Raw genomic sequence first — 22,353 nt, 5'->3', positions numbered from 1 at the left:
TGGCGGTGCTTGGCTGTGCCCCATGCCGATAGTTCCGCGCCAGACCGACCCCAATGCCGCCGCGCATGAGCGGCTGTACCGGACGCTGCGCCAGCAGGTGATGCATGGCGAATTGCCGCCCGGTCAGGCGATGACGCTGCGGGGCCTGGGCAAGCAGTTCGGGGTGTCGATGACGCCTGCGCGCGAGGCGGTGCGGCGGCTGGTGGCGGAGGGGGCGCTGACGCTGTCTTCCTCGGGGCGCATCTCGACGCCGGAGCTGACGCCGGAGCGGATCGAGGAACTGGCGGCGATCCGGGCGCTTTTGGAGCCGGAGATGGCGGCGCGGGCGTTGCCACGGGCGCATTTCGCGCTGATCGAGCGGCTGGCGGCGATCAATGCGCTGAATGCGGAAGCCGTGGTGAAGCAGGATGCGGTGGCCTATGTGCGCACCAATCTGGAGTTTCACCGCACGCTGTACCTGCGCGCGCAGGCCCCGGCGATGCTGGCCATCTGCGAGACGGTCTGGCTGCAACTGGGGCCCACGATGCGGGCGCTCTATTCCAAGCTGCGCCGGAAGGAGCCGCCGCAGCATCACCGCATGATCCTGGCCGCGCTGAAGGCGGGGGATGAGCCGGGGCTGCGGCTGGCCGTGCGGACGGATGTGACGCAGGGGCTGCGGCATCTGGCGGGATGACGGAATGAGCGTGTCGCCCCTTGCGCTGCTGATGGCGGCGGTGACGATTGTCGGGTCCAATTCGCTGGCACTGTCGCCCGTTGCTCTGGAGATCGGGCGGGGATTCGGGGGGGCATCGGCGCAGGAGGTGCTGGTGGCGGCCTCGCTCTTTGGCGCGGGGACGGCGGTGGCGGCGGTGGGGATCGCGCCTTTCGCGGACCGGATCGGGCTGTCACGCGCGCTGTTTCTGGCCCTTGCCGTGCTGGTGCTGGGGATGGTGGGGACGGCGGTTGCGCCGTCCTTGCCCGTGGTCTGGGCGGCGCAGGCGGTGGCGGGGCTGGGGTCGGGGGTGGCGCTGCCGGCGACCTATGGGCTGGCCGCCGAGATCGCGCCGAAGGGGCGGGAGAGCACCTTTCTGGGCCGGGTGCTGATGGGTTGGACGCTGTCTTTGGTCTTTGGCGCGTCAGCGGCGGCGCTGATCGCGGAAGTGGCGGGGTGGCGGGCGGTGCATGGGGTGCTGGCGGCGCTGGGGCTGCTGGTGCTGCTGGCGATGGCGCTGTCGCCGCGGATGGGCGAGGTGCGGGCGGCGCAGGGGGCATCGCCCTGGGCTGCGCTGCGGGTGCCGGGGATCGGGGCGGCGCTGGGGGTGGCGGGGGGCTATATGGCCGCCTTCTACGGGCTTTATGCCTATGTCGCGCCGCATTTGCAGGCCGGGCTGGGCTGGCCGGTCTGGATGGCGGGGGCGGTGCCGCTGGTCTATGGGATCGGCTTCGGGTTGGCCTCGGTCGGCGATCCCTGGATCGACCGGTTCGGGCCGCGCCGGGTGGCGCCTTGGGTCTTTGGCGTGCTGGTGGTGCAGTATCTGGCGCTGGCGGCGGTGGCGGGGAGCGCCTGGGCGCTGGTGGCGCTGTGCCTGAGCTGGGGGATGATCAACCACCTTGGCCTGAACCTGATCGTGGGGCGGCTGGCGGCGCTGGACCCCGCGCGGCGGGGGGCGGTGCTGGGGTTGAATTCCGGGATCACCTATATGGCGATGTTTCTGGCGACGGCGGGTTTTGGCTGGGTGGAGGTCGGGCTGGGCTTTGCCGCCTGCGCGGTGCTGTCGGCCGGGCTGGTGCTGCCTGCGCTGGGGGATGCCTTGCGGCGGCGCTAGGGGCGGCTGTCTCTGGCGAAGGCCCCGGCGGCGCCTGGGGTGGCCGCCGGAGATTTTGAGTATTTGGGCCAAGATGAAGGGGCTTGGCCCTTTTGGGGATCAGGCGTGGATCGGGCCGTCGCCGCAGGCCAGCGCCGCCTCGCGCACCGCTTCGGAATAGGTCGGGTGGGCGTGGCAGGTCAGCGCAAGGTCCTGTGCCGAGGCGCCGAATTCCATCGCGACGCAGATCTCGTGGATCAGGTCGCCCGCCATCGGGCCGATGATATGCGCGCCGAGGATGCGGTCGGTCGCCTTGTCGGCGAGGATCTTGACGAAACCGTCGCCCTGGAAGACGGCCTTGGCGCGGCCGTTGCCCATGAAGGAGAACTTGCCGACCTTGTAGGCGCGGCCTTCTTCCTTGAGTTGTTCTTCGGTCTTGCCGACCGTGGCCACTTCGGGCGTGGTGTAGATCACGCCGGGGATCACGCCGTAATTCACATGGCCGGACTTCCCGGCGAGGATTTCGGCCAGCGCCATCCCCTCATCCTCGGCCTTGTGGGCGAGCATGGGGCCGGTGATGGCGTCGCCGATGGCGTAGAGGCCCGTGATATTGGTGGCGAAATGGCTGTCGGTCTTGACCTGGCCGCGCGGCAGCATCTCGACCCCGAGCGCCTCCAGCCCGAGGCCCGCGACATAGGGGCGGCGGCCGGTGGCGACGAGGACGGTGTCGGCGTCGAGCGTGGCTTCGCTGTCATCCTTGCGCAGCTTGTAGCGGATGGTGGCGCCCTTTTTCCCCTTGTCCACGCCCTGCACGGCGGCACCGAGGATGAACTTCAGGCCCTGCTTTTGCAGGATGCGCTGGAAGGTCTTCGCCACCTCGGCATCCATGCCGGGGGTGATGGCGTCGAGATATTCGATCACCGTCACCTCGGCCCCGAGGCGGGCATAGACGGAGCCCATTTCCAGCCCGATCACGCCGGCGCCGATGACAACCAGTTTCTTCGGGATCGCCTTCAGCGTCAGCGCGCCGGTGGAGGTGACGACCACCTCTTCGTCGATGGTGACGCCGGGGAGGGGGGAGGATTCGGAGCCTGTCGCGATGACGATGTTTTTCGCGCTGTGGACCTCATCCCCGACCTTGACCTGGCCGGGGGCGGGGATGCTGCCCCAGCCTTTCAGCCAGGTGACCTTGTTCTTCTTGAAGAGGAATTCGATGCCCTTGGTGTTCTGGCCGATGACATCGTCCTTGTAGCCCAGCATACGCGCCCAATCGACCGTGGGCTTGGCGCCCATGATGCCCATTTTTTCAAAGTTCTCATGCACTTCGTGCAGGTGATGGGTGGCGTTCAGCAGGGCCTTCGAGGGGATGCAGCCAACGTTGAGGCAGGTGCCGCCGAGCGTGTCGCGGCCTTCGACGACCGCGGCCTTCAGGCCCAGTTGCGCGCAGCGGATGGCGCAGACATAGCCGCCGGGGCCGCCGCCGATGATGATGACGTCAAACTCAGCCATGGGTCGGTTCCTTCCTTTGGGGTCCGTCTGCGCCTGTGCGCCTTTTGTGCAGCATTATGTGCAGACGGTTGTGCATACAAATCATGTCAGATCAGCGCGGCCAGCATCAGGCCGAGGGTGGCGCACCAGCCCACCGTCCAGATGGCCGAGCGCCAGGGACGCCAGCCCCAGGCATAGGCGGGGATGTAGAGGATCCGCGCGCCGAGATAGGCCCAGGCGCAGGCGGCGGTGAAGGGGGTGGACTGGTCCGAGACGGTGATGACCAGCACGGCGAGGGAGAAGAGGATCAGCCCTTCGAAATGGTTGTTCATCGCCCGTTGCAGGCGGCCCGTGAGGGTGGAGAAGGGCCGTTCCGGCGGGCGGTCGCGCGGGCCGGAGGTGTAGCGGGTGCCGAGTTCCATGTTGGCGGGCACGGCGAAGAGGATGAACTGCGCCATTTGCAGCAGCCCGGCGAGGGCGAGGGCGGTGAGTTCGGGGGTCATGGCCGCGCTTCCTCTTGCGGGGTGGTGGTGGTCCAGGCGCGGCGGCGGGCTTCGGTCAGGTGGCGGGCGCGCTGATCGCGGAACCAGTTCTGCGCGGCGCGGTCAAGCGGGCCGAGCACGGGATCGGCGAGGTAGCGGTCCCAGATCGCCCGGGTGGCAGGCAGGTGGCGGAGCATGGCGCGATCCTCGCGCCGGTTGCGGTCGCCGCGTTTCCAGAAGAGCGAGCCGAGGTGATACTTGTCCGAGACGATCCCCATGCCGTCGCCCCGGATGTTCTTCATCAGGAAGACATCTTCGGATTTCACGGCGTAATGGCGCAGGCTTGCATTGGCCCAGGTCAGGGGGACGGCGCGGTTGCGGCGGAACTGGCTGTGGGTCGGATGGAAGAGGGCGCGGGGATCGAGGCGGCGGCCTTCGGTATCCTTGAGGGTCAGGCTGTCGCGCCGGGGGGCCTTGGGCATGTGGTCGATCGCCTCGGCGAAGAGGGCGGGGCGGAACAGGCTTTTGTGCCGTTCGGAATCGCGGCGGGCCTTGCCGGCGGTGCGGGTGAAGGTTTCGATCACGCTGCCGCCGGGCCAATCCTTCAGCCCGCCGCTGCCCATCGGCTGCCAGCAGATCGCGATGACATCGGCGGGGTCGTCGGCGGGGGAGAGGGCGGCGGTGAGATCGGCCACCCGGCCCGCGCCGAGGGTGACATCGAGGAATTCGTCGGCGTCGCAATGGAGGAGCCAGGCGATATCGGCCATGGCCGGATGAGCGAGGATGCGCCGCATCCCCGAGACCTGCGGCGGGATGCCGGGGGTGACGTGGTTGCGGATGTGGTGGATGTCGTCGATTTCCGAAAGCCGGTCGAGCATGGCATCGGTGCCGTCGGTGCAGTCATTGGTTGCCACGAAGACGCGGTCAAAGCCGATGGCGCGGTGATAGGCCACCCATTCCAGAAGGAACTGGCCTTCGTTGCGCATGCAGGCGGCGATGGCGTGCAGGGGGGCGGTCATGGGGCCTTCCGTGGCCGTGGGAGAGGCGGCGGGGTGAACCCCGCCCTACAGGGCGGGGCGTAGGGCGGGGTGAAGCCCGCCATCCGTAGGGCGGGGTTCACCCCGCCATCGCTCAGAGATCCATCAACAACCGGCGCGGGTCTTCCAGCGCCTCTTTCACGCGGACGAGGAAGGTCACGGCGCCCTTGCCGTCCACGATCCGGTGATCGTAGCTGAGCGCGAGATACATCATCGGGCGGATGACGATCTGGCCGTTCACCACGACGGGGCGATCCTGGATCTTGTGCATGCCCAGAATGCCCGATTGCGGCGGGTTCAGGATCGGCGAGGACATGAGCGAGCCATAGACGCCGCCGTTCGAGATGGTGAAGCTGCCGCCCTGCATTTCGGCCATCGACAGTTTCCCGTCGCGGGCGCGGATGCCGAGTTCGGCGATTTTCTTCTCGATCTGGGCGAAGCCCATCTGATCGGCATCGCGCAGGACGGGGACGACGAGGCCCGAGGGCGTGCCGACGGCCACGCCCATATGGACGTAGTTCTTGTAGACGATGTCGGTGCCGTCGATTTCGGCATTGACCTCGGGCACCTCTTTCAGGGCGTGGCAGCAGGCCTTCACGAAGAAGGACATAAAGCCCATCTTCACGCCGTGCTTCTTCTCGAAGGCGTCCTTGTAGGTGTTGCGCAGCTCCATGATGCCGGACATGTCCACCTCGTTATAGGTGGTCAGCATGGCGGCGGTGTTCTGCGCGTCCTTCAGGCGGCGGGCGATGGTCTGGCGCAGGCGGGTCATCTTGACCCGTTCCTCGCGCGCGGCGTCGTCGGCAGGGACGGGGGCGCGGGGGATGGCGGCGGGGGCGGGCGCGGGGGCCACGGCGGCGGCGGCGGCCCCGGTGGCGCCGGCCACGGTGCGGGCGACGTCTTCCTTCATCACGCGGCCATCGCGGCCGGTGGGCTGCACCTGATCACGGGACAGCCCGGCTTCGGCCATCGCCTTCTTGGCGGCAGGGGCGTCTTCGACATCCTTTGCGGCGGCGGGCGCGGCGGCAGGGGCCGGGGCCGCGGCGGGCGCGGATTTGGCGGCGGGGGCGGGAGCAGCCGCTGCGCCGCCTTCGGTCATGATGGCGAGGCGGGCATTGGCCGCGACGGTCGCGCCTTCGGGGGCGAGGATTTCGGCCAGCGTGCCGGAGACGGGGGCGGGCACTTCGACCGAGACCTTGTCGGTCTCGAGCTCGCAGAGCATTTCGTCCTGTTTCACGTAATCGCCGGGCTTCTTGAACCAGGTCGAGACGGTCGCTTCGGACACGCTTTCGCCCAGGGCGGGCACCATAACATCGGTCATCTTCGGTTCCTCCGCGCCACTATGGGGCGCCTTGCAGGGGTCTGGCCCGCGCCGGGGGTGGCGCGGGCGGGATGGGATCAGGCGGAAACGCCCAGGGCTTCGTTCACCAGCGCCTCCTGCTCGGCCTTGTGGCGCGAGGCGAGGCCCGTGGCGGGCGAGGCGGAGGCGACACGACCGGCATAGGCGGCGCGGCTGTTCTTCGCGCCGATGCGGGTGAGCACCCATTCGAGATTGGGTTCGACGAAGCTCCAGCCGCCCTGGTTCTTGGGTTCTTCCTGGCACCAGATGATGTCGGCGCCCTTGAAGCGTTCCAGTTCCTTGACCATCGCCATGGCGGGGAAGGGGTAGAACTGTTCCAGCCGCAGGAGATAGACGTCGTCGAGCCCGCGCTTGTCGCGTTCGGCGAGCAGGTCGTAATAGACCTTGCCCGAGCAGATGACGACGCGCTTGATCTTGGCATCGGGTTTCAGCTTCAGCTCCGAATGGCCCTTCTGCGCATCGTCCCAGAGGACGCGGTGGAAGGTGGAGCCGGTGGTGAAATCCTCGGCATCCGAGATGCAGAGCGGGTGGCGCAGCAGGGATTTCGGCGTCATCAGCACCAGCGGCTTGCGGAAGCTGCGGTGGATCTGGCGGCGCAGGATGTGGAAGTAGTTCGCCGGGGTGGAGCAGTTGGCGACGATCCAGTTATCCTCGGCCGAAAGCTGGAGGAAGCGTTCGAGGCGGGCGGAGGAATGTTCCGGACCCTGGCCTTCGAAGCCATGGGGCAGGAGCATGACAAGGCCCGACATCCGCAGCCATTTGCGTTCGCCGGAGTTGATGAACTGGTCGAACATGATCTGCGCGCCATTGGCGAAATCGCCGAACTGCGCCTCCCACATCACCAGCGCGTTGGGTTCGGCCAGCGAGTAGCCGTATTCGAAGCCCAGCACCGCATATTCGGAGAGCATGGAGTCGATCACCTCATACCGCGCCTGTCCGGGGCGGATGTGGTTCAGGGGGTAATGCCGTTCCTCGGTCGTCTGGTCGATGAAGGCGGAGTGGCGCTGCGAGAAGGTGCCGCGGGTGCAATCCTGCCCGGAGAGGCGGACGGGGAAGCCTTCGACCGCGAGCGACCCGAAGGCCAGCGCCTCGGCCGTGGCCCAGTCGAAGCCCTTGCCGCTGTCGAACATCTGCTTCTTGGCTTCGAGTTGCCGGGCCACCGTCTTGTGGATGTCGAAGCCATCGGGGACGCGGGTGAGGGCGGCGCCGATCTCCTTCATCGTTTCGGGTTTGATGGCGGTCGCGCCGGGGGTGTATTCCTCTTTCTCGCGGTCAAGCCCGGACCAGCGGCCATCCAGCCAGTCGGCCTTGTTCGGCTTGAAGTTCTTGCCGATCTCGAATTCCTCGTTCAGGCGGGCCTGGAAGGCGGCCTTCATATCCTCGATCTCGCCTTCCGGGATGAGGCCGTCCTTCACCAGACGTTCGGTGTAAAGTTGCAGCGTGGTCTTCTGCTTCTTGATGCGGGTGTACATCGCCGGGTTGGTGAACATCGGCTCGTCGCCTTCGTTATGGCCGAAGCGGCGATAACAGAAGATATCCAGCACCACGTCCTTGTGGAATTTCTGGCGGAATTCGGTGGCCACGCGGGCGGCGTGGACCACGGCCTCCGGGTCGTCGCCATTGACGTGGAAGATGGGCGCCTCGACCATCAGGGCGATGTCGGTGGGGTAGGGGCTGCTGCGCGAGAAGTGGGGCGCGGTGGTGAAGCCGATCTGGTTGTTCACCACGATATGGATGGTGCCGCCGGTGCGGTGGCCGCGCAGGCCCGACAGGCCGAAGCATTCGGCCACCACGCCCTGACCGGCGAAGGCCGCGTCGCCATGCAGCAGGATCGGCAGGACGGAGGAGCGGGTGGTCTGATCGCCCAACTGATCCTGTTTCGCGCGGACCTTGCCGAGGACGACGGGGTTGACCGCCTCGAGGTGCGAGGGGTTGGCGGTCAGCGACAGGTGGACGGTGTTGCCGTCGAAGGTGCGGTCAGAGGAGGCGCCGAGGTGGTATTTCACGTCGCCGGAGCCATCCACATCCTCGGGCTTGTAGGAGCCGCCCTGGAATTCGTGGAAGATGGCGCGATAGGGTTTCTGCATCACATTGGCGAGGACCGAGAGGCGGCCGCGGTGCGGCATGCCGATGACGATGTCCTTCACGCCGAGCGCGCCGCCCCGCTTGATGATCTGTTCCATCGCGGGGATGAGCGCCTCGCCCCCGTCAAGGCCGAAGCGTTTTGTCCCCATGTATTTGACATGGAGGAATTTTTCGAAGCCTTCCGCCTCGACCAGCTTGTTGAGGATGGCGCGGCGCCCCTCTCGCGTGAAGGCGATTTCCTTGCCATAGCCTTCGATCCGTTCCTTCAGCCAGGAGGCCTGTTCCGGGTCGGAGATGTGCATGTATTGCAGGGCGAAGGTGCCGCAATAGGTGCGGCGCACGATCTCGATGATCTGGCGCATGGAGGCCATTTCGAGGCCGAGCACCTTGTCGATGAAGATCGGGCGGTCGAGGTCGGCCTCGGAGAAGCCGTAGGAGGCGGGGTCAAGCTCGGGGTGCAGCTTCTGGTCGCGCATCCCCAGCGGATCGAGATCGGCCACCAGATGGCCGCGGATGCGGTAGGCGCGGATGATCATCAGCGCGCGGATGCTGTCCAGCACGGCGCGCTGAAGCTGGGCGTCGGAAAGGGAGACGCCCTTTTCGGCGGCCTTTTCGGCGATCTTGGCGGCGGCGGCCTTGGCTTCCTTGACGGGGGCGGCGGGCCATTCGCCGGTGAGCGCGGCGGTCAGGTCATCGGCGGGGGCGGGCGGCCAGTCGGCGCGCGCCCAGGAGGGGCCTGCGGCCTGCCGCTTGGCATCCATCTCGCTGTCGCCAAGGGCGCGGAAGAATTCGGCCCAGGCCGCATCGACCGAATTGGGATCGGTGGCATAGCGGGCCTGAAGCTGGTCGATATATTCCGCGTTATGGCCTTGCAGGAAGCTGGAGGCGTGGAACTGGTCGTTCGGCGTGTGCTCGGTCATGGATGCACCTCGGGGGATGGGGGATTGGGGGCCGCTGCCGCGCGGGGCGCGACAGGACGCGGGCTGTCGGGGGCGAAGGTCGGTTCCATCAGGCAGGCACCTTCGGCAAGGGGCGCGATTGCGCCATCACATCGGTCAGGGTGGTGACGATGAGCCGCTCCACCGCATCGCGGGAATGGGTGGCCTGCTGCAACTGGTGCAGGGCGGCCCCTTGGCGGGCGGCGCGGGCGGGATCGGCGAGCAGGTCGATGCAGGCCTGCACGAAGCCGGGCGCATCGGTGGCGACGGAGAGGGCGGCTTCGATCGCGGGGCCGAAGCCGCCCGAGGCGAAGGCGGTGGTGACGACGGGACGGGCGAAGGCGCAGGCCTCGATCACCTTGATCTGCGACCCGGCCCCTTCGCGGATGGGGCAGATGGCGGCGCGGGCGAGGGCATATTCGGCGGAAAGATCCTCGACCGTGCCGACGACCTGCACGCCGGGCTGTTCGGTGAGGTCGGCAGGCAGGGCCGACCAGTCGCCGAGGCCGACGATGCGGAAGGTGGCGGAGGGCCGCGCGGCCCGGATGGCGGGCCAGCAGGCGCGCAGGAACCAGGTGACCCCGGCGAGGTTGGGGCGGTGGCCGGCGCTGCCGACAAAGAGGATGGTTTCCGCAGTCCCCGCGACGGGCACGATTTCTGCCGCGTCCGGGGCGAGGAAGGGCACGTTGGGCACCACCACCTGCGGCGGCTCGGTCAGAGGGAAGCGGTCCTCCGGCTTTGCCAGATAGACAAGCGATGTCTGCGTCAGGGTGTTGTGCAGGGTCTGCGTGAAGCGATTGCGCCAGAGGAGGCGCGCGAGCGTGCCGAGCAGATTGCCAAGCCTGCGGCGGATCTGGAGGTCGATCTTCTGGTCATCGCGGTCGTCGATGTCGAGACAGGTCAGCAGGCCTTGCGCGGGCTGGCTGCGCAGGCCGGTGACGGCGAAGGTCCGGGCGTAGCGGGCCGCGACGAGGCGCTGGCCGGTCCAGGCCGTCTGGCCGTCCCAATGGGTGAACTGGTGAAGGATCGCATCGGACAGTCCGGCCTGCGGCGCGAAGGTGCGTCCGGGGAAGAGGAAGCGGTTCACCGCCTGTGCCGCCCGGATCACCGCATTGCGCGACGGGGCCGCCATGGCGGGGGTTGCGAAGGAGACCACGCGGCGGGCGCCGGGGAAGAACTCCTCGGCGCCGGTGACCGGGGTTTCGGCAAGGATCAGGACCACGACATCGCCGATCCGCTTGAGTGCCTCGAACAGGATGGCAGAGCGCTGGCCGCCGCCGCTTTTCGGGTGGATGGCCCCCACTGGCAGCACCAAAACGACCGCTGCCGCCTCGGGGGCGGCGTCGCGTTGCGGTTGGAGGCTGGACTGGGTCATCTGCGGGTCCATCGCGTGGCGTGAGGCCTTTTCCTTTTGCCTGTCACTTCGTCTGCCCGAACAGCGCGCCTTGCAGCGCGCGGTTGGGTTCGGCGTGGCCGAGGGAGGCCCAGGCGGCGAGGGCCAGCAGGGCCAGCAGGGCGAGGAAGGAGGCCATGACGGTTTTCGTGCGGATGTCCATCGTCGTCTCCTCCATCGTCTTCGCGCTCCTTACCGGCCGATCGCCTTCATCACTGCCTCGCCCAGATGGGCGGGGCTGTCTGCGACGACGATGCCTGCGGACTTCATCGCTTCGATCTTTGACTCGGCGTCGCCCTTGCCCCCTGCAACGATCGCGCCAGCATGGCCCATGCGGCGGCCGGGAGGGGCGGTGCGGCCTGCGATGAAGCCGGCGGTGGGCTTCCAGCGGCCGCGCTTCTTTTCATCGGCGAGGAACTGGGCGGCCTCTTCTTCGGCGGAACCGCCAATTTCGCCGATCATGATGATCGAGTGGGTGTCGGGGTCGGCGAGGAACATCTCGAGGATGTCGATATGTTCGCTCCCCTTGATCGGGTCGCCGCCGATACCCACGGCGGAGGTCTGGCCGAGGCCCACATCGGTGGTCTGCTTGACCGCCTCATAGGTCAGCGTGCCGGAGCGGGAGACGACGCCGACGGAGCCCTTGGAGAAGATGCTGCCCGGCATGATGCCGATCTTGCATTCGCCGGGCGTCATCACGCCGGGGCAGTTCGGCCCGATCAGGCGGGATTTCGAATTCAGCAGGGCGCGCTTCACCCGCATCATGTCGAGCACGGGGATGCCTTCGGTGATGCAGACGATCAGCGGGATTTCGGCATCAATCGCCTCGAGGATCGAGTCGGCGGCGAAGGGCGGCGGGACATAGATGACGGTGGCATTGGCGGCGGTCTTTTCCACCGCGTCATGGACGGAGTCGAAGACGGGCAGGCCCAGATGTTCTGTGCCGCCTTTGCCGGGGGTCACGCCGCCGACCATCTTGGTCCCGTAGGCGATGGCCTGTTCCGAGTGGAAGGTGCCCTGGCTGCCGGTGAAGCCCTGGCAGATGAGGCGGGTGTCTTTGTTGACGAGAACGGACATTTCGTTGTCTCCGTAGGGCGGGGTTCACCCCGCCGTTGATCTGTCGCAGGCGGGGAAACCCCCGCCCTACGGGTTATCCCTTGACGGCCTTGACGATCTTTTCCGCGCCATCCTTCAGGTCATCGGCGGCGATGACATTGAGGCCGGATTTGCGGATGATGTCCTTGCCAAGTTCCACATTCGTCCCTTCCAGCCGGACGACCAGCGGCACCTTGAGGCCCACTTCCTTGACCGCCGCGATCACGCCTTCGGCGATGATGTCGCAGCGCATGATGCCGCCGAAGATGTTGACGAGGATGCCTTTGACGTTCGGATCGGAGGTGATGATCTTGAAGGCCTCGGTCACCTTCTCCTTGGTCGCGCCACCGCCCACGTCGAGGAAGTTGGCGGGTTCGGCCCCGTAGAGCTTGATGATGTCCATGGTCGCCATGGCAAGGCCCGCGCCGTTGACCATGCAGCCGATTTCGCCATCCAGCGCGATGTAGTTCAGGTCGAACTTCGAGGCGGCGAGTTCCTTGGGGTCTTCCTCCGTCTCGTCGCGCAGGGCGGCGATGTCGGGGTGGCGGTAGAGGGCGTTGCCGTCAAAGCCCATCTTGGCGTCAAGCAGTTTCAGGCTGCCGTCCTTGAGCACGCAGAAGGGGTTGATCTCCAGCATGTCCATGTCCTTGTCGGTGAACAGGCGGTAGAGATCGCGCACGATCTTGACGCATTGCTTGACCTGGTTGCCAGAGAGGCCGAGCGCGAAGGCGACGCGGCGGCCGTGGAAATCCTGGAAGCCGGTGGCCGGGTCGATGGTGAAGGTGTGGATCTTCTCGGGCGTGTCGTGGGCGACGTCCTCGATGCTCATCCCGCCTTCGGTGGAGGCGACGATGGAGATGCGGCTGGTCTGCCGGTCGATCAGCAGGGCGAGGTAGAATTCGCGGTCGATGTCGGAGCCGTCTTCGATATAGATGCGGTTGACCTGCTTGCCTTCCGGCCCGGTCTGGACCGTGACGAGCGTGCGGCCGAGCATCTGGCGGGCGAACTGGCTGGCCTCTTCCACGGAGCGGGCGAGGCGGACGCCGCCCTTTTCACCGGCCTCGGGTTCCTTGAAATGGCCCTTGCCGCGGCCGCCGGCATGGATCTGGGCCTTGACGACCCAGAGCGGGCCGTCGAGTTCGCCCGCCGCCGTCTTGGCCTCTTCGGCCTTCAGCACCACGCGGCCATCGGACACCGGAATGCCGTAGGAGCGCAGCAGCGCCTTGGCCTGATATTCGTGGATGTTCATCGCAACCGTCCCATCGCTGTGGTTTTGCGGGGTGAATGCCACGGAAATGGGCAGGGGTGAAACGGTATTCTATGGTATGCAGTCGTTTCCGGGGAAAAATCGTCATTTTGTGATCACACGCGGAAAACGTGTGATCACAAGTTGGAAACCGTTAGCGATAAAGGCTGATTCGCGGCGGGCCATCCGTCCGGATGGGCCATACAGCCTATCCTATGGGGTGGCGGGATCGGCCGTGAACATCACCTGACCACGGGGCAGGCGGTGGGGCAGGGGCCGGGCGGTGAAGCCTGCGGCGGCGGTCAGGGCGAGGACCTGCGCTTCGGCCATGTGCCAGGGGAAGCGGTCGGGATGGGTGACCACGCCGTCCTTCTGCCGGTGGGGGCCGATCTGGCCTTCGGGGGCGAGGAAGACCGTGAAGAGGATCCGGCGCAGGTGCGGGAAGCGCGGGCGGAGATTGGTTAACGCTTTGTGAAGATCGGAGGCCGGGAGATGGGTGAAGACGGCGAAGGCGAGGGCGAAGGTGATGGTTTCGGGGATTTCGGGATAGGCGAAGGCGGCGTCTTCGATCAGGCGCTGTTGCGGGAGGGTCTGCCGGACAGCGTCGTCGAGTTCGGTTTCCCAACCCTTAAGCATCAGGGCGCGGGAGGCGTCGGTCGCCCAATAGGCGGCGACCATGGGCGCGAGGTGGCGGCCGAGGCGGAGGCTGCCTGCGCCGATGTCGAGCAGGTGGTCGGTGGCGGTGAGGCCGTGCTGTGCCAGCAGGGGCAGGACGATGCGGGGGGTTTCGTCCCAGCGGCCCCCGACGATGTCGCGGTGGCGGCCGTCGCGCAGGGCCTTGTCGTAGAAGCCGGGGGCGGCATAGGGCGAGGGGTGTTTCATCGCAGGATGGGCAGGATTGCCCATCCTACGGCTGCGCCGCGGCGCGGCGCAGGAGGGCGAGCATCAGGTCCGAGGCGCGTTCCATGTCTTGCACCGAGACCCATTCCAAAGGTCCGTGAATCTCCTGCATTCCGGTGAAGAGGTTGGGGCAGGGGACGCCCATTTCCGTGAGGCGGGAGCCGTCGGTGCCGCCGCGGATGGGGACGGAGACGGGATCGAGGCCGATGTCGCGGCAGGCCTGGGTTGCCAGTTCGACGGGGCGCATATCCTTCTCCAGCCAGTAGCGCATGTTGCGATATTGCGGCGTGATGGTGCAGGTGATGGTGGCGCGGGGTTCGGTGGCCTGCACGGCATCGCAGACGGCGCGGAGGATTCTGCCTTTCTCCTCAAGCCCTTCGCGTTCGAAATCGCGGAGGATGAAGCGGAGTGTCATGGCAGAGGAGCCGCCCGTCATTTCGGTTGCGTGGATGAAGCCGTCGCGGCCATCGGTGAGTTCGGGAAGCATCGTCTGCTGCGGCAGGGCGGCGATGATCTTGGCGGCGAGGTGGATGGCGTTGACCATCTTGCCCTTGGCCCAGCCGGGATGGATGGAGACGCCTTCGATGCGGATTTCGGCGCCGTCGGCGGAGAAGGTTTCATACTCGATCTCGCCCGCCTCGCCGCCGTCGAAAGTATAGGCCCAATCGACCTTCAGGTCTTCTGGAAGGCGTTTGTCGACGCCGCGGCCGATTTCCTCGTCCGGGGTGAAGGCGAGGCGGATGGGGCCGTGGGGGATGGTGGGGTCTTTCAGCAGGGTGGCGGCGGTGTGGAGGATGATGGCGATGCCGGCCTTGTCATCGGCGCCGAGAAGGGTGGTGCCGGAGGCGGTGACGATGTCGTGGCCCAGCTTTTTCAACAGGTTGGGCGAGGCGTCGGGGGTGAGGGTCAGGGTTGGGTTGTCGGGATAGGTGATGGCGCCGCCATTGTAGCCCTTGATGAGGCGGGGTTTCACGCCGGTCGCGTTGAACTGGGGCGCGGTGTCCATATGGGCGAGGAAGCCGATGGTGGGGCCCTCTGCCGTTGCGGGGATGGTGGCCAGGACGGTGCCGTAATCGGTGAGGGTGACGTCGGATGCGCCAATGGATTCAAGCTCTTGCACCAGAAGGCGGGCGAGGGTGAGCTGGATCGCGGTGGAGGGTTGGCTGGGGCTGTCGGCATCGGACTGGGTGTCGATGGCGCAATAGCGCATGAGGCGGGCGGCGAGGTCTTCGGTGCGTGTGGTCATGGTGGCTCCCCTGTCCTGGGGATGTGGCCGTGGGGGCGGGGAGAAGTCAATGGTGGCAGGGGGTTGGGTGAAATCGGCTGTGCCGGATGTTGTGCCGCTTTCTGTGCAGCAAAGTGTACATACAAGTTTGGAGAGAGTGGGGTGGGGAGTCGTGGTTAAGGGTGCGTGGATGCACAGGGGGGGCATGGGCCGGATGGCCCATCCTACCCCTGACGTCGCGCTGTAGGATGGGCCATCCGGCCCATGGCCCCTCTCAGTTCAGCCAGATCGACATGAGCATCGCATCGCCGCCCATCAGGCCTTCGAAGGCCCGCCAGTTTTCGGCGCTGACGGTGGCGCCCTGTTCGAGATAGGGCAAGGCGCCGGTGCCCTGGATCCAGTCCTTTACGTCGATGGGGGCGGGGTCGGTGAAGAGGCGGGCGAGGTTCACGCCGCCGCCATCGCCCAGACGCCAATAGGGGATGAGCTTCTCGCCTTTCAGGAGCGCCTCGCCATCGGCGAGAACGGCAAGCCATGTGGCCCCCGTCTCGGGCGGCAGCGTGAGGCCGAGGGCGGAAGTCTGGCGGGCATTCGGGAGCCATTCGGCGTCATTGTCCGCCTCGCCTTCGACGGCGGCCCAGAAGGCGCGGTTGTCGGCGATCATGGCGAGGAAATGGTCGCGGGCCTGCATCAGGCGGGCGGCGTCGGGCTGCTGGTCCAGCGCGTCGAGCATGACCCAGAGCGCATCGACCCAGGGGCGGATGACGAAAATCTCTTCGGCATAGGGGGGAGAGATGGCCTGCATCGCCGCGCGGGCAGAGGCGGCGCGGGTGAGGGCATCGGTGGGATCATAGGCGAGGATGATCTTCGCCACGCCTTCGAGGAGGTGGGTATAGGCGGAGAGCCAGGCCGCATCGGCGCGGTCGAAACGGATCACGGGCGCGGGGGCGGCGGGGTCGCGGTCGAACCAGCGCCAGCCCATGAGGGTGGGGCCGAGGAGTTGCATCAGGTCTTCGTCAGGCGTGCGGGTGCCGTCGGCATTGACGTCGAACCAGAGGTCGGCGAGGCGGATTTCCACGCTGAATTCGGGGCCTTCGGCGAGGCCCGCGAGGGGGGCGCGGGCGGAGGCCATGTCGGTGGCGGCCTGCGCGAAGAGGGCGGCGACGTCGCCGGGGGAGGAACTGGCCTCGGGCGAGACGCCCTGTTCGAGGCGCAGGAGGGGGACCATGCCTGAGGGATCGTCAAGGCCGGTGCGCCAGCGGGTCTGATAGGTGGTCTCGATAGCGCGGAGAAAGCGGAGGCCAGCGAGGGCGAAGCGGTCGCCTTCGCTGGGGGTGGGGAGGGCGGCGAGTTCCGCCTCGGTCGCGGCGAGGCCCTGCGCGGCGATCCGGGCGGAGAGGTCCTGCGCCGTGGCGGGGAGGGGGGCGAGGAGGAGCGCGGCGAGGAAAAGGGCTTTGCGGAAAAGGGTCATCGGCGCCTCCGGGAGTGGCGGGTCAATCCTTGGATTTGCGCGCCTCGGCGGCGGCCTTCATGCGGGCGAGGAGTTCGGCCTTTTTCTTCGCGGCGGCATCGTCGCCCTTGGGCGCGCCGCGGCGGGGTTGATCGAGTGGGTGGTGGCTGTCCTTGGCGGCTTTGGGATTGCCGTTCTTGCCATAGTCCATGGGGCGGGCCTTTCGGGAAAGAAGAAGGGCGTTCCTTGCGGAACGCCCCTTTGGGTTAGCATGGCTTTGACGATCAGGCCAGCGACGGGTCGATGCCCTTGCAGGCGGCGACGAGGCCTTTCACGGCGTCGATGGATTTGTCCATCATCGCCTGTTCGGCGGCGTTCAGCTTGATGTCCACGATGCGTTCGATGCCGCCCGCGCCGATGATGGTGGGAACGCCCACATACATGCCGTCAAGGCCATAGGCGCCCTTCACATAGGCCGCGCAGGGCAGGAGGCGTTTCTGATCCTTGAGGAAGGCTTCGGCCATTTCGATGGCGGAGGTGGCGGGGGCGTAGAAGGCGGAGCCGGTTTTCAGCAGACCCACGATTTCCGCGCCGCCGTCGCGGGTGCGCTGGACGATGGCATCAAGCTTTTCCTGCGTGGTCCAGCCCATCTGGACGAGGTCCGGCAGCGGGATGCCCGCGACGGTGGAATAGCGGACCAGCGGGACCATCGTATCGCCATGGCCGCCGAGGACGAAGGCGGTGACGTCGCGCATGGAGACGTTGAATTCCACCGAGAGGAAGTGGCGGAAGCGGGCAGAGTCGAGAACCCCCGCCATGCCCACGACCATGTGGTGGGGGAGCCCTGAGAATTCGCGCAGCGCCCAGACCATCGCGTCGAGCGGGTTGGTGATGCAGATGACGAAGGCCTTGGGCGCATGGGCCTTGATGCCTTCGCCCACGGATTTCATGACCTTGAGGTTGATGCCGAGAAGATCGTCGCGCGACATGCCCGGCTTGCGCGGCACGCCGGCGGTGACGATGCAGACATCGGCGCCCGCGATATCGGCATAGTCATTGGTGCCTTTCATCACGGCGTCGAAGCCTTCCGACGGGCCAGACTGGGCGATATCCAGCGACTTGCCCTGCGGGGTGCCTTCGGCGATGTCGAAAAGCACCACATCGCCGAGTTCCTTGATGGCGGCGAGATGGGCGAGCGTGCCGCCGATCTGGCCGGCGCCGATGAGGGCGATCTTGGGTCGTGCCATGGTCCGGGTCCTCCGTTCGGAATGAGTCGCGTGGTTTGCTACGCCCCTCTGCGCCGTCTGGCAAGCGTTCCGGTGGCTGTTCGGTATACAATGGCATGCGGCAAAAGCGGCAGGGGTGGTGGTCGCGGTGTTCCGTTTGCGCTAAAGCCCGGAGCGGGGCTTGCGCGGGGCGGGGATGGACGGTCCGGGATTCTGGATGGCGGCGGTGGCGGCGGCGGTCTGCGTGGGGGCGGGCAAGGGGGGTATTCCCATCGTGGGGATGCTGAGCGTGCCGATCCTTGCGCTGACGATCAGCCCTGTGACGGCGGCGGGGCTCTTGCTGCCGGTCTATGTGGTGTCGGACATGTTCGGGCTTTGGGCCTATCGGCGGGATTTCGACGGGCGGGTGCTGGCGATCATCCTACCGGGCGCGATGGCCGGGGTCGCGGCGGGATGGGCGGCGGCCTCGATGGTGCCGGAGAACTGGGTGCGGATTCTGGTCGGGCTGATCGGGGTGATCTTTGCGCTGAACCTGATCCTGCGGGGCAATCCGGATGGCCCGCCACGGCGGGCGGCGCTGGGGCCGGGGCTGTTCTGGGGGGCGGTGACGGGATTCACGAGCTTTGTCAGCCATTCGGGCGGGCCGCCCTATCAGGTGTACACCCTGCCGTTGAAGATGACGAAGACGGTCTTTGCGGGCACCTCGACCATCGCCTTCGCGGTGATCAATGCGGTGAAGCTGATCCCCTATTGGCATCTGGGGCAGTTGAGCGCGGCCAATATGAAGGTGGCGCTGATGCTGATGCCGATTGCGGCGGGGGCGGTGTTTGCGGGGGTCTGGCTGGTGAAGATCCTGCCCGACAAGCTGTTCTTCCGGCTGGTGATCTGGGCGCTGCTGATTCTGTCGCTGCAACTGGTCTGGACCGGCTGGCGGGGGTGACCTGAGGGAAGATGCTGCGTTGCGGCATTTTTGGGCTTGCTGAATCTTCCGGAATGGTGCCTTTGTGCGAAAGAATCTTTCGTGGAGGCGAATCCGATGATGCGGCCCTACCGATCTGTCCTCTATATTCCCGGATCGAAGGAGCGGGCGCTGGAAAAGGCGCGCGAGCTGCCGGTGGATGCGATCATCTTCGATCTGGAGGATGCGGTTGCGCCGGAGGAGAAGGTGGCGGCGCGGGAGACGCTGGCGCGGTTCCTGGCGGAGGTGGACTATGCGCCCCGCGCGCGAATCCTGCGGATCAACGGCTTTGACACGGATTGGGGGCGGGCGGATGCGGCGGCCTTTGCCGGGCATCCGGGGGTGGAGGCGATCCTTGTGCCCAAGGTGAACGGGCCGGCCGATCTGGATGCCGTGGCGGCCGTGGCGGGGGACAAGCCGCTTTGGGCGATGATGGAGACGGCGGCGGGGATGTTGAACGCCGCGGCGATTGCCGCCCATCCCCGGTTGCAGGGGATGGTGATGGGGACGAATGATCTGGCCAAGGAACTGGGCAGCCGGTTCCGGGCGGACCGGGCGCCGCTGATGGCGGGGCTGGGGCTGTGCCTGCTGGCGGCGAAGGCCTTTGGGCGGGTGATCGTGGACGGGGTCTATAATGCCTTCCGGGATGAGGCGGGGCTGCGCGCGGAAGCGGAGCAGGGGCGCGACATGGGGTTTGACGGCAAGACGCTGATCCATCCCGCGCAGGTGGAGATCGCCAATGCGGCCTTTGCGCCGAGTTCGGAGGAGATCGACCTGGCAGAGCGCCAGATTGCCGCCTTCAACGCGGCGCAGGCGCAGGGGCAGGGCGTGGCGGTGCTGGACGGGCGGATCGTGGAGAACCTGCATGTGGCGAGCGCGCAGGCGGTGCTGGCCAAGGCGCGGGCAATTGCGATGCTGGCCGATTGAGGGCAGGGTGCGCGGCGTCGATAGCCGGGAGGAATGAGCGATGACCCTGTTGATCCTTGGCGTGGCCCTGTGGTGGGCGGCGCATCTGTTCAAGCGTGTGGCGCCGGGGGTGCGGGCCGGGCTGGGCAATCCCGGCAAAGGGATCGTGGCGGTGGCGGTGCTGGCCTCGGTCGTGATGATGTATTTCGGCTATGGCGCGGCGAAGGCGGAGGCGGCGGTCTGGTGGGGGCGTCATCCGGCGCTGGTGGGGATCAACAACCTGCTGATGGTCCTTGCGGTCTATCTTTATGCCGCCTCGGGCGCGAAATCGGCGCTGGCGCGGAAGATCCGGCATCCGCAACTGACGGCGGTGAAGACCTGGGCGGTGGCGCATCTGCTGCCCAATGGCGATCTGCCGTCGGTCATCCTGTTCGGGGGCCTGCTCGCCTGGGCGGTGGTGTCGGTGATCCTGATCAACCGGGCGCAGCGGGATTGGGTGCCGCCGGTGGCCAAGCCGGGCGCGGAGGTGAAGGCGATTGTGGCGACGGTGGTGGTGACGGTCGTGATCATGCTGATCCACAACTGGCTGGGCTATCAGCCCTGGGGCTGATCTGGGGGATGACGCGATGAAGCTGTATCGGTTCCTTTCGGAGGATGACACCTCGGCCTTCTGTCACAAGGTGACGGCGGCGCTGAACAAGGGGTGGGAGCTGCATGGCGCGCCGACCTATGCCTTTGATGCGGCACGGGGCGTGATGCGCTGCGGGCAGGCGGTGGTGAAGGAGGTTCCGGGCAGCTACAGCCCGGAGGTGAAGCTGGGCGAGATGTAGGATGGGCCGGCTGGCCCATGCTGCGGGTGGAGACAGGTGATGAAGACCAATCCGGGGCGGTTTTTCGAGGATTACAGGCTGGGCGAGACGATCGTCCATGCCGTGCCTCGCACGATTTCGGGCGGGGAGCGGGCGCTTTACCATGCGCTTTATCCGGCGCGGGGGGCGATTCATTCCTCGGACGAATTCGCCCGCGGCTGCGGGCTGCCTGCCGCGCCGGTGGATGACCTGATCGCCTTCCATGTGGTCTTTGGCAAGACCGTGCCGGATATCAGCCTGAATGCGGTGGCCAATCTTGGCTATGCCGAGGGGCGCTGGCTGGGGCAGGTCTATCCGGGCGATACGCTGCGGTCGGAATCGACGGTGATCGGGCTGAAGGAGAATTCCAACGGCAAGTCGGGCGTCGTCTATGTGCGGACGCGCGGCATCAACCAGCGCGATGAGGTGGTGCTGGAATATGTCCGCTGGGTGATGGTGAAGAAGGGCCGTGCGGATGCGCCCGCGCCGGGGGCGGTGGTGCCGTCGCTGGCCCCGGTCGTGGTGCCGGAGGCGCTGGTCGTGCCGAAGCGGCTGGATTTCAGCCGCTATGATTTCGCGCTGGCGGGGGAGCGGCATCGCTGGGCCGATTACGCGGTGGGCGAGAGGATCGACCATGTCGATGGGGTGACGGTGGAAGAGGCCGATCACCTGATGGCGACGCGGCTGTGGCAGAACACGTCCAAGGTGCATTTCGACGTGACGCAGCGCGAGGATGGGCGGCGGCTGATCTATGGGGGCCATGTGATTTCGCTGGCCCGCGCCCTGAGTTTCAACGGGCTGGCCAATGCGCAGATGATCGTGGCGCTGAATGCGGGGGCGCATGCCAACCCCTGTTTCGCGGGGGATACGGTGCGGGCCTGGTCGGAGGTGCTGGATCGGGCGGAGACTGCGGCGCCCGGGGTGGGCGCGCTGCGCCTGCGGCTGGTGGCGGTGAAGGAGGGTGCTGCGCCCTTCGCCTTGAAGGGGGCGGATGGGAAATACCTGCCCGAGGTTCTGCTGGATCTGGATTACTGGGCGCTGGTGCCGCGGTGAGGGGCTTTGTGATCACAAAATCCCGCTTGATCGGCGTTTTTCTTTCGGCATGATGCCCGGCATGTTGCGCGTGTTCTGGTCCCTGATCCTGTTCCTGTGGCTGGCCTTCGGGGCGGCGGCGCAGACCCTTGGCGTGAAGGGGCCGGCCGAGGGCACGGACGGCGAATCCCTTGCGGGGGAGGAGCTGGAGCTGACGGATGCGGAATGGCATGTCCGCGACGTGATGCTGGCGATCTTTTACCACGAGCTGGGCCATGCGCTGATCGACGTGATGCAGTTGCCGGTGCTGGGGCTGGAGGAGGATGCGGCGGATGTGCTGTCGGTCGTGATGATCGACCGGCTGTGGGATGCCGAATCCTCGGAGGCGAAGGTGGCGGCGGCGGCGCAGTTCTGGGCGGCGAGCGCGGCCGAAAGCGCGGAAGCGGGCTATGAACCGGCCTTCTGGGGTGTGCATTCGCCGGATGAGCGGCGGTATTTCACCTATCTCTGCCTGTATTACGGCGGTGCGCCGGAGGAACGCGAGGCGCTGGCGGTGGAGTTCGGCCTGCCCGAGGATCGCGCGGTGACCTGTCCGGAGGAATTCGACATGGCCGCCTCGTCCTGGGGCGTGTTCCTGGACGAGCTGGAGGCGGCGGGGCCTGGCGAAACCCTGGTCTGGCTGGGCGAGGGGGAGCCTGCGGATTACGTCGAGGCGGCGATTCTGGAGGAGGTGGAGTATCTGAATTCCATCTGGACCCTGCCGGAAGATGTGGGCGTGCGGGTTGGCCCCTGCGATGAGGCGAATGCCTTCTATGACCCGGAAGAGAAGGCCATCACCATGTGCCGCGAGATGGCGGAGTATATCCTGTCCAGCGCCCCGGGTGAGTGAAAAACTGTGAT

Annotated in this window: 22 protein-coding genes; 8 read left to right on the top strand and 14 right to left on the bottom strand. The window is 66.8% G+C overall.

What is annotated here, in order from left to right; translation table 11 throughout:
* Positions 1 to 22: 22 nt before the first annotated feature.
* Both C0V75_RS18370 and C0V75_RS18365 read left to right on the top strand, forming a co-directional pair.
* Positions 23 to 673, top strand: coding sequence for a GntR family transcriptional regulator (locus C0V75_RS18370; RefSeq protein ID WP_101922412.1), 651 nt, complete (start codon positions 23 to 25; stop codon positions 671 to 673).
* A gap of 4 nt (positions 674 to 677) precedes the next feature.
* Positions 678 to 1,805 (top strand): MFS transporter, encoded by a 1,128-nt coding sequence (locus C0V75_RS18365; RefSeq protein ID WP_101922411.1) that lies wholly within the window; start codon positions 678 to 680, stop codon positions 1,803 to 1,805.
* 99 nt (positions 1,806 to 1,904) lie between these two features.
* On the opposite strand, the gene lpdA is transcribed toward C0V75_RS18365, so the two are convergent.
* From lpdA to mdh, 14 genes are all read right to left on the bottom strand, one after another.
* A complete protein-coding gene (gene lpdA, locus C0V75_RS18360; RefSeq protein WP_101922410.1) occupies positions 1,905 to 3,293 on the bottom strand; it encodes a dihydrolipoyl dehydrogenase in 1,389 nt (462 codons plus the stop codon).
* Positions 3,294 to 3,379: 86 nt separating this feature from the next.
* A complete protein-coding gene (locus C0V75_RS18355; RefSeq protein ID WP_101922409.1) occupies positions 3,380 to 3,775 on the bottom strand; it encodes an MAPEG family protein in 396 nt (131 codons plus the stop codon).
* Entirely contained in the window at positions 3,772 to 4,773 is a 1,002-nt protein-coding gene (locus C0V75_RS18350; RefSeq protein WP_101922408.1) for a glycosyltransferase family 2 protein, read from the bottom strand. Before C0V75_RS18350 ends, C0V75_RS18355 begins: the two co-directional genes overlap by 4 nt.
* Positions 4,774 to 4,885: 112 nt before the next feature.
* On the bottom strand, positions 4,886 to 6,112 hold the full coding sequence (gene odhB, locus C0V75_RS18345; RefSeq protein WP_254216521.1) for a 2-oxoglutarate dehydrogenase complex dihydrolipoyllysine-residue succinyltransferase: 1,227 nt from the start codon (positions 6,110 to 6,112) through the stop codon (positions 4,886 to 4,888).
* 77 nt (positions 6,113 to 6,189) lie between these two features.
* On the bottom strand, positions 6,190 to 9,156 hold the full coding sequence (locus C0V75_RS18340) for a 2-oxoglutarate dehydrogenase E1 component (RefSeq protein WP_101922407.1): 2,967 nt from the start codon (positions 9,154 to 9,156) through the stop codon (positions 6,190 to 6,192).
* Positions 9,157 to 9,244: 88 nt separating this feature from the next.
* The gene (locus C0V75_RS18335; RefSeq protein ID WP_143710451.1) at positions 9,245 to 10,549 is read right to left on the bottom strand and encodes a glycosyltransferase family 4 protein; all 1,305 of its coding nucleotides are present in this window, start codon (positions 10,547 to 10,549) and stop codon (positions 9,245 to 9,247) included.
* Positions 10,550 to 10,592: 43 nt separating this feature from the next.
* On the bottom strand, positions 10,593 to 10,745 hold the full coding sequence (locus tag C0V75_RS23070; protein WP_158241879.1) for a hypothetical protein: 153 nt from the start codon (positions 10,743 to 10,745) through the stop codon (positions 10,593 to 10,595).
* A gap of 14 nt (positions 10,746 to 10,759) precedes the next feature.
* Positions 10,760 to 11,644: a succinate--CoA ligase subunit alpha gene (gene sucD / locus C0V75_RS18330; RefSeq protein ID WP_101922405.1), complete on the bottom strand. Its 885-nt coding sequence runs from the start codon at positions 11,642 to 11,644 to the stop codon at positions 10,760 to 10,762.
* 73 nt (positions 11,645 to 11,717) lie between these two features.
* A complete protein-coding gene (gene sucC / locus C0V75_RS18325; RefSeq protein WP_101922404.1) occupies positions 11,718 to 12,911 on the bottom strand; it encodes an ADP-forming succinate--CoA ligase subunit beta in 1,194 nt (397 codons plus the stop codon).
* 210 nt (positions 12,912 to 13,121) lie between these two features.
* The gene (locus C0V75_RS18320; protein ID WP_101922483.1) at positions 13,122 to 13,790 is read right to left on the bottom strand and encodes a class I SAM-dependent methyltransferase; all 669 of its coding nucleotides are present in this window, start codon (positions 13,788 to 13,790) and stop codon (positions 13,122 to 13,124) included.
* A gap of 25 nt (positions 13,791 to 13,815) precedes the next feature.
* The gene (gene pepT / locus C0V75_RS18315) at positions 13,816 to 15,054 is read right to left on the bottom strand and encodes a peptidase T (protein ID WP_101922403.1); all 1,239 of its coding nucleotides are present in this window, start codon (positions 15,052 to 15,054) and stop codon (positions 13,816 to 13,818) included.
* A gap of 253 nt (positions 15,055 to 15,307) precedes the next feature.
* Positions 15,308 to 16,504 carry a hypothetical protein gene (locus C0V75_RS18310; RefSeq protein WP_101922402.1) on the bottom strand — a complete coding sequence of 399 codons (1,197 nt, stop codon included), beginning with the start codon at positions 16,502 to 16,504 and terminating at the stop codon, positions 15,308 to 15,310.
* Positions 16,505 to 16,526: 22 nt separating this feature from the next.
* Entirely contained in the window at positions 16,527 to 16,694 is a 168-nt protein-coding gene (locus tag C0V75_RS23185; RefSeq protein WP_173861096.1) for a hypothetical protein, read from the bottom strand.
* Positions 16,695 to 16,767: 73 nt separating this feature from the next.
* Positions 16,768 to 17,730, bottom strand: a complete 963-nt coding sequence (gene mdh, locus C0V75_RS18305; protein WP_101922401.1) for a malate dehydrogenase — start codon at positions 17,728 to 17,730, stop codon at positions 16,768 to 16,770.
* Positions 17,731 to 17,905: 175 nt separating this feature from the next.
* Between mdh and C0V75_RS18300 the strand changes: the two genes are divergently transcribed.
* The 6 genes from C0V75_RS18300 (at position 17,906) to C0V75_RS18275 (ending at position 22,342) form a co-directional block, all read left to right on the top strand.
* Positions 17,906 to 18,649, top strand: a complete 744-nt coding sequence (locus C0V75_RS18300; RefSeq protein WP_101922400.1) for a sulfite exporter TauE/SafE family protein — start codon at positions 17,906 to 17,908, stop codon at positions 18,647 to 18,649.
* A gap of 96 nt (positions 18,650 to 18,745) precedes the next feature.
* Positions 18,746 to 19,594, top strand: a complete 849-nt coding sequence (locus C0V75_RS18295) for a CoA ester lyase (protein WP_101922482.1) — start codon at positions 18,746 to 18,748, stop codon at positions 19,592 to 19,594.
* A gap of 40 nt (positions 19,595 to 19,634) precedes the next feature.
* Positions 19,635 to 20,183, top strand: coding sequence for an NnrU family protein (locus C0V75_RS18290; protein ID WP_101922399.1), 549 nt, complete (start codon positions 19,635 to 19,637; stop codon positions 20,181 to 20,183).
* A 16-nt stretch (positions 20,184 to 20,199) separates the two neighbouring features.
* Entirely contained in the window at positions 20,200 to 20,403 is a 204-nt protein-coding gene (locus C0V75_RS18285) for a DUF1737 domain-containing protein (RefSeq protein ID WP_101922398.1), read from the top strand.
* A gap of 39 nt (positions 20,404 to 20,442) precedes the next feature.
* The gene (locus tag C0V75_RS18280; RefSeq protein WP_101922397.1) at positions 20,443 to 21,474 is read left to right on the top strand and encodes a MaoC family dehydratase; all 1,032 of its coding nucleotides are present in this window, start codon (positions 20,443 to 20,445) and stop codon (positions 21,472 to 21,474) included.
* 61 nt (positions 21,475 to 21,535) lie between these two features.
* Positions 21,536 to 22,342 carry a DUF4344 domain-containing metallopeptidase gene (locus C0V75_RS18275; RefSeq protein WP_158241878.1) on the top strand — a complete coding sequence of 269 codons (807 nt, stop codon included), beginning with the start codon at positions 21,536 to 21,538 and terminating at the stop codon, positions 22,340 to 22,342.
* The last annotated feature ends 11 nt before the right edge of the window (positions 22,343 to 22,353 follow it).

The sequence above is a fragment of the Tabrizicola sp. TH137 genome, assembly GCF_002855575.1.
Taxonomy (GTDB): Bacteria; Pseudomonadota; Alphaproteobacteria; order Rhodobacterales; family Rhodobacteraceae; genus Paragemmobacter.
This window is presented reverse-complemented; position numbering and strand designations above follow the sequence as displayed.